The sequence below is a fragment of the Nocardiopsis sp. B62 genome, from assembly GCF_018070675.1.
In the GTDB taxonomy this organism is placed as follows: domain Bacteria; phylum Actinomycetota; class Actinomycetes; order Streptosporangiales; family Streptosporangiaceae; genus Nocardiopsis; species Nocardiopsis prasina.
Window position 1 is genome coordinate 157,615 of the sequence record NZ_JAGPXK010000014.1, and the last position, 6,277, is coordinate 163,891.

General features: G+C 71.9%; 7 protein-coding genes. 4 read left to right on the forward strand and 3 right to left on the reverse strand.

The genetic code is table 11. The features are described 5' to 3' along the window. Positions 1 to 20: 20 nt before the first annotated feature. From KBX21_RS16880 to KBX21_RS16890, 3 genes are read right to left on the reverse strand one after another with little or no spacing between them, the layout of a single operon-like run. Positions 21 to 566 (reverse strand): NADPH-dependent FMN reductase, encoded by a 546-nt coding sequence (locus KBX21_RS16880; RefSeq protein WP_049575876.1) that lies wholly within the window; start codon positions 564 to 566, stop codon positions 21 to 23. Between the two features lie 29 nt (positions 567 to 595). Further along, positions 596 to 1,765, reverse strand: a complete 1,170-nt coding sequence (locus KBX21_RS16885) for an LLM class flavin-dependent oxidoreductase (RefSeq protein ID WP_210842480.1) — start codon at positions 1,763 to 1,765, stop codon at positions 596 to 598. Positions 1,766 to 1,792: 27 nt separating this feature from the next. After that, positions 1,793 to 3,049, reverse strand: coding sequence for an SfnB family sulfur acquisition oxidoreductase (locus KBX21_RS16890; RefSeq protein ID WP_210842481.1), 1,257 nt, complete (start codon positions 3,047 to 3,049; stop codon positions 1,793 to 1,795). Positions 3,050 to 3,649: 600 nt separating this feature from the next. On the opposite strand from KBX21_RS16890, the gene KBX21_RS16895 reads away from it, so the two are divergent. The 4 genes from KBX21_RS16895 to KBX21_RS16910 all read left to right on the forward strand — a co-directional run bounded on the left by KBX21_RS16895 (position 3,650) and on the right by KBX21_RS16910 (position 6,211). Next, positions 3,650 to 4,192 (forward strand): cysteine dioxygenase family protein, encoded by a 543-nt coding sequence (locus KBX21_RS16895; protein ID WP_049566876.1) that lies wholly within the window; start codon positions 3,650 to 3,652, stop codon positions 4,190 to 4,192. Further along, on the forward strand, positions 4,189 to 4,599 hold the full coding sequence (locus KBX21_RS16900) for a rhodanese-like domain-containing protein (RefSeq protein ID WP_049566879.1): 411 nt from the start codon (positions 4,189 to 4,191) through the stop codon (positions 4,597 to 4,599). The genes KBX21_RS16895 and KBX21_RS16900 overlap by 4 nt, the downstream gene beginning before the upstream one ends. 188 nt (positions 4,600 to 4,787) lie before the next feature. After that, positions 4,788 to 4,934 (forward strand): hypothetical protein, encoded by a 147-nt coding sequence (locus KBX21_RS16905; protein ID WP_210842482.1) that lies wholly within the window; start codon positions 4,788 to 4,790, stop codon positions 4,932 to 4,934. Beyond that, positions 4,931 to 6,211 carry a YeiH family protein gene (locus KBX21_RS16910; RefSeq protein WP_210842483.1) on the forward strand — a complete coding sequence of 427 codons (1,281 nt, stop codon included), beginning with the start codon at positions 4,931 to 4,933 and terminating at the stop codon, positions 6,209 to 6,211. The genes KBX21_RS16905 and KBX21_RS16910 overlap by 4 nt, the downstream gene beginning before the upstream one ends. The last annotated feature ends 66 nt before the right edge of the window (positions 6,212 to 6,277 follow it).

Genomic DNA, 6,277 nt, shown 5'->3' on the forward strand with positions numbered 1-6,277 from the left:
TCTCCCTACTGGGGCGGCGGTCAGACGGTGGTGGTCCTGTGTCGCAGGGCGGTGCGCAGGGCGGGGGTGGACCTGTGGGCCCACGGCTCCAGTACCGCGTCAAGCCGTGGGGCGGGACCCCCTTCGGCGGGAACGGTGTCCTGGAGCAGGGCCAGTCCCGAGGTCGGCACCGTGGCTCCGAGTTCCAGGAGCAGCGGGCGCAGGTGTACGTCCACGGCCAGGGTGTGCGCGGGGGAGGCCATCACGAGGACGGGGACGGCCGTGACCCCCTCCAGCCCGCCGGACGGAAGCAGATCCAGGAAGACCTTCAGCAGCCCGGTGTAGGTGGCCTTGTAGGTGGGGCTGGCCACGACCAGCAGGTCGGAACCGCTCACCCGTTCGAGGGCCGAACGCACGTCCAGCGTGGGGCCGGGGGTGAGCAGCAGCGGCGAGAGGTCCGCCAGCTCCAGGACCTCCGGCTCCGGAGGCAGCCCGGCTGCACGTGCGGCGTGGTGCGCCACGGCCCGGGCGGCGGTGGCGGTGCGGGAGCCCCGGCGCGGGTTCCCGACGAGGACGGTGGTGGTCATGACGGCTCCGGAACTGAGGAGGGGCGGGTTCAGGGCGCGGCGGGCTCGGCCACGGCGAAGGGGACGTGGGTGGGGGAGTCGGGGGCCTCCCTGCCGTCGGGGTGCCGCCACAGGCCGCGTTCACGTAGGAGGGGGAGCACGCCCTCGCCGAACCAGTACGCCTCCTCGAGGTGCGGGTAGCCCGAGAGCACGAACTCCCCGATGCCCGCCCGGTGGTACTCCTCGATCAGGTTCGCGACCTGCTCGTGGCTGCCGACCATAGCCGTACCCGCTCCGCCGCGCGCCAGACCCACACCGGCCCAGAGATGGGGGTGGATCTCCAGGTCGTCGGCGCGGCCGCCGTGCAGATCCAGCATCCGCCGCTGACCCTCGGACTCGCTCCGGCGCAGACTGCTCTGCACCTGTGCGACCGTCTCGGGGGAGAGCCCGTCGAGCAGACGCCGGGCCTGTGCCCATGCCTCCGCCTCGGTGTCGCGGCTGATCACGTGCAACCTGATCCCGTACTCCAGCCTGCGGCCGCGCTCGGCGGCGAGCGCGCAGACCCGGCCGATCTTCTCCTCGACGGCCGCCGGGGGCTCACCCCAGGTCAGGTAGGTGTCCACGTGGGAGGCGGCCACCTCCAGGGCGGCGGGGGAGGAACCGCCGAAGTACACGGGCGGGCGCGGGTCGGGCGTCCGCTGGAGCACGGCCCCCTCCACCGTGACGTGCTCTCCCTGGAGGTCCACGGTCCGGCCGCGCCACAGCGCGTCCACCACGCTCAGGAACTCGCCGGTGCGCCGGTACCGGGCGTCCTTGTCGAGGAAGTCCCCGTGCTGGCGCTGTTCGGCGGACTCGCCGCCGGTCACCACGTTGAGCAGCAGGCGACCCCCGCTGAGCCGCTGGTAGGTGCTGGCCATCTGCGCGGCCAGGGTGGGTGAGAGCAGCCCGGGGCGGAACGCCACCAGGAACTTGAGCCGCCTCGTGTCCCTGACCAGCATCGCCGTGGTCAGCCATGCGTCCTCGCACCACGAACCGGTGGGGGTGAGGACGCCTTCGAAGCCCAGCCGTTCGGCGGCCTGCGCGATCTGGCCGAGGTACTCCAGGGAGGGTTCGCGCGTCCGCCAGGCGGAGGAGGACACGACGTCCGCGCCGTGACCTCCGCCGACGACGCCTCTGCTGTCTCCCTGCGTGGGCAGGAACCAGTGGAAGGTCAGGGGCATGGGGTGTCAGTCCTTGCTCTCGTGGTGCTAGATCTGTCCGTGCCGGGGAGGACGGCGACGGTTGAGGGAGTACTCGCCGATGTGCTGGACCTTCCAGCGCACCGGGTCGTGGACGGTGTGGGTGCGGGCGTCCCGCCAGTGGCGGTGCAGGTTGGCGTCGTCCGCCGTGGCGCGGGTGCCCGCCGCCTCGAACAGGGCGGAGGAGACCTCCACGGCGGCCCGGCCGCCGACGACCTTGGCGGCGGCGACCGCTATCGAGGCCTCCGCGGTGGCCTCCTCGGTGCCGGGGGCGCCCTCGGTCAGAAGCGCGTCGGCCGCCTCCACGCGTTCGGCGGCGGTGACGAGCAGGGCCTCGGCCGAGCGGACCTGGACCTCCAGTTCACCGAAGCGCTGTACGAGCAGGGGGTCCTCCGTGGCGGTGTCCACGCCGCTCTCGAACCAGGGGCGGCTCTTGGTGCGCACGAACTCCGAGGTCTCCTCCAGCGCGCCGCGCGCCGCACCGACGTCGATGGCGGCGTGCAGGAGCTGGGCGAGGGCTCCGTACGTGGTGGGCTCCTCGAAGGTCCGGTACTGCTCCAGGACCAGCTCGGGGGAGACCGTCACTCCGGCCAGGTGGACGGTGCCGCTGGCCGTGGTGCGCTGGCCCATGCCCGCCCAGTCGTCCTCGATCCGGACGCCGGGGTGGTCCGCGGGGACGAGGGCCAGGTGGGGGCGGGGGCCGTCGGGTGTGGAGGCGGGGGCGACCACGGCCAGCCACCCGGCGAACAGCGAGCCGGTGGCGTAGTACTTGGTCCCGTCGATCCGGAAGGCTCGCCCGTCACGTTCGATTCGGGTGGCGTGGGTGTGCGCGTTCTTTCCGGAGCGCTCTGCCTGGGCGTTGCTGACCAGGGCGCCGGCGAGGACGTCGGAGTACACGCGGCGCCGCGCCTCGGTTCCGCCGCGCAGGCGCAGGGCGTTGAGGAACGCGAAGTGCGGTTGGAGGATCTGGGCCAGGCTCAGGTCGGCGGTGCCGAGCAGGCGCAGGACCTCGGCGAGGGTGGAGGCGTCCACAGCCGCGCCGTCGAGGTCACGGGGGACGGTGACGCCCAGCAGGCCGGAGCGGGAGATCGCGCGGACCACGTCGTGGGGCAGACAGCGTTCCCTGTCTCGTGTGGAGGCCTCGCGAGCGACCAGGGGGACGAGGGTGCGGGCCACGCGGAGGGCCTCGGCGGCGGAGGTGAGGACGGGAACCGGCGCGGTGTCGGGGGCCGTGCCGGGGGTGGGTCCGGCGATGGTCTCGGACAAGGGGAACCTCCTGGGCTGGGGCGCGACCGACACGCCCGGTAATCCGAAATGCCTACTGGAATTACCTGGAATCAAAGCACGGGTGGGCCGGGTCGGTCGTGAGGCACACCGATCGTCGGTGTGGCGCGGCGGCTCCTGTGGTGTCCCGGGCCGAGGGTCGGGCGGCTCCGCGCATGGCAGCCCCCTCGGCCCGGAACGTGGACCGGCCTCGCGCTCGTGTGTCCGTCCGGCGGGGTGGCCCGGACGGCGCGAGGGTTCGGCGGGTCCTCGCCGACCGGCTCCGCGATTCCGGTCGGCCCGGTGTCCACTGTGGTCGCCGTAACCCGATTTTGTCAACCAATAAAGTAGGGATTTCTGGAAAGCGCTGGTCAGGGTGGGTGGTGATGGAGTTCCGCATGGTGTTGCTGGGGTTGGTGAGGCGCGTGTCGAGTCGCTACTACCGACTAAACCTGTAGGGAATATGGTTTACTGGCGAGCATGGCAGTCAGCGCATCACCACACCTTCGGCCCTGGTGGCGACCGCTCACCTTCGACGAGCGCTGTCAGTGACCCCGTCCCAGCACGACCACTGACGCCGCCCGGAGAGAAGCAAGAAGCCCCATGACCCTCGACGACACCGCAGTACGCGCCGCCGCGCCCACACCGCTCACCCTGGACCGCCTGTCCGAGCTGACCGCGAAGGTCGCCGAGGAGGTCCGCCAGGGGATCCACGAGATCCGCTTCGACGCCGAGGACCGTTGGTCCGTCCGCCTCCATGCCGACGACTACACCGACGTCTGGCTCATCTCCTGGACGCCCGACCAGTCCACCCGGCTGCACGACCACGCGGGCTCCCTCGGCGCACTGACCGTCGTCACCGGCGAACTGGTCGAGCACTACTGGGACGGGGAGCTGCGCGAACGCATCCTCGCCGAGCGCGGCGGCGGTCGCTTCCCGCTCGGCCACGTGCACGACGTCATCAACACTTCGGACCGTCCGGCCGTGAGCGTGCACGCCTACTCGCCGCCGCTGACGGCCATGCACTACTACGAGGTGACCGAGGACGACTCGCTGCGCCGCACGGGCAGCATCCTCACCACCGACCCCGAACCCGACGTCCCCACGCTGGAATCGGTGCCCGCCGCCGAAGGGGTGGACCGATGAGCGTCATCGAACGCGTCCTGAACAGCAGGCGCGCGCACCTGGAGCGGCTCACTCCGGTCGAGGCGCTGCGCGCCCAGCGCGACGGCGCTCTCCTGGTCGACACCAGGCCGGTCGTCAACCGAGCCGCCGAGGGGGAGATTCCCGGTGCCCTGGTGATCGACCGCAACGTCCTGGAGTGGCGGCTTGACCCCACGAGTCCGCACCGGGTGCCCGAGGCCGACTCGCCGGACCTGCACGTGGTGCTGTTCTGCAACGAGGGCTACGCCTCCAGTCTGGCCGCCGTCCAGCTCCAGGAGCTGGGGCTGGCGCGCGCCACCGACCTGGTCGGCGGCTTCCGAGCCTGGCGTGAGGCCGGTCTGCCCGTGACCGAACCCGCGCGGGAACGCGATTCCGTCTCAGCTTCCTGACCCGACCCACCGGCTCGGGCGGCCCTGACTCCGCCGCCCGGGGTCTGGTGCCGTCGCATGTCCTTTATCTATACTAAATGAGTAGGTTTAATGAGGAATGGTCGCCGGGACCGCGACCATCCACCCGTCCCACCCTCCTTCCCCTTCCCCCGACCCAGGGCGCCGGAGGCGCCCGGAGGAGAAGCGTCATGAGTGAAACACCCTCCACACCACCACCCACCACCCCCGAACGGACCGGGTTCAGCATCAGCGAGGACTGGGCCGCCACCCTCACGGGTCTCGTGCTGCTCGGCCTGTGCCTGCTCGGCGTGATCCCCGAGGGGCTGATCCCGTGAGCGCCGAGAACACCGACCCCCACGGCTCCGACGACGCTTCCGGGAAGGGCGGACCCCCGGAGGCCGCCGCTCCAGCCACCACCGAGACCGCCGCTCCGGCCACCACCGAGACCGCCGCTCCGGCCACCACCGAGGCCGAGGCCCCGGACACGGGCGGGGCGTCCGGCGTCCCCCAGGACGCCACGCCTCCAGCCGCCTCCCGGGGCTGGACCGCGCTCGGCCTGCTCGTCGTGCTGGCGCTGGCCGCCGCCACCCGGTTCCTGGAGTCCTGGGTCCCCGAAGTCGCCGAGGGCACCGCGCTGTCCGGTTTCGCCGGCGCGGTCGAGTACCCCGTCTACGCGATCCTCCTCGGCCTCGCCGGGAACCTGGTCCTGTCACTGACCGGGCTGCTCGACCGCCTGTCACCGGCCTTCCGGACCGAGTTCCTCATCAAGACCGGTCTGGTGCTCCTGGGCTCCACGGTCCTGTTCGACGTCATCGTCCGCGCCGCCGGACCGGCCGTCCTCCAGGCCCTGGTCCTGGTCACCTCGGTGTTCCTCTTCACCTGGTGGCTGGGCGGCAGACTCGGCCTCGACGACCGCCTGCGCGCCCTACTGGCCTCCTCGGTCTCCATCTGCGGTGTCAGCGCCGCGATCGCCGCGGCCGGGGCCGTGCAGGCGAAGAAGGAGCAGCTGGCCTACACGGCGAGCCTGGTCATCCTCTTCGCGGTGCCCTCGATCTTCCTCCTTCCCTGGCTGGTCCAGGTGATCGGGCTCAGCGACGCCCAAGCGGGCGCGTGGATCGGCGGCAACATCGACACCACCGCCGCCGTCGCCGCCTCGGGGGCGATCGTGGGCGAGGAGGCGCTCCAGATCGCCTCCATTGTCAAGGCCACCCAGAACGTCCTGATGGGCGTGGTCGCGGTCCTGCTCACCGCCTACTTCGCCTTCCGGGTGGCCGCGGCCGACGGCACGGCCGCCGAGGGCCGTCGTCCCGGGGTGCGCACCCTGTGGGACCGCTTCCCCAAGTTCGTGCTCGGCTTCCTGGTCGCCTCGGTGGTGGCCACGCTGTGGGCCAACAACGCCGCCGAGGACGCCCAAGCGGGCCTGGACACGGCCAAGGCGCTGCGCGACTGGTTCCTCATCGCTGCCTTCACCAGCATCGGCCTGGAGTTCCGGCTCGGTTCGCTGCGCGAGGCGGGTTGGCGTCCGATCGGCGTCTTCGGCGCCGCCACCGTGTTCAACCTGCTGGTCGGTCTGCTGCTGGCGATGCTGCTGTTCCGGGACTTCTCCTTCTGACCCGGGAGGCTCCGGGCCGCCGGGTGGCCCGGCCGGACGAGGGGCGCGGCGCCTCCCCAGAGGGGG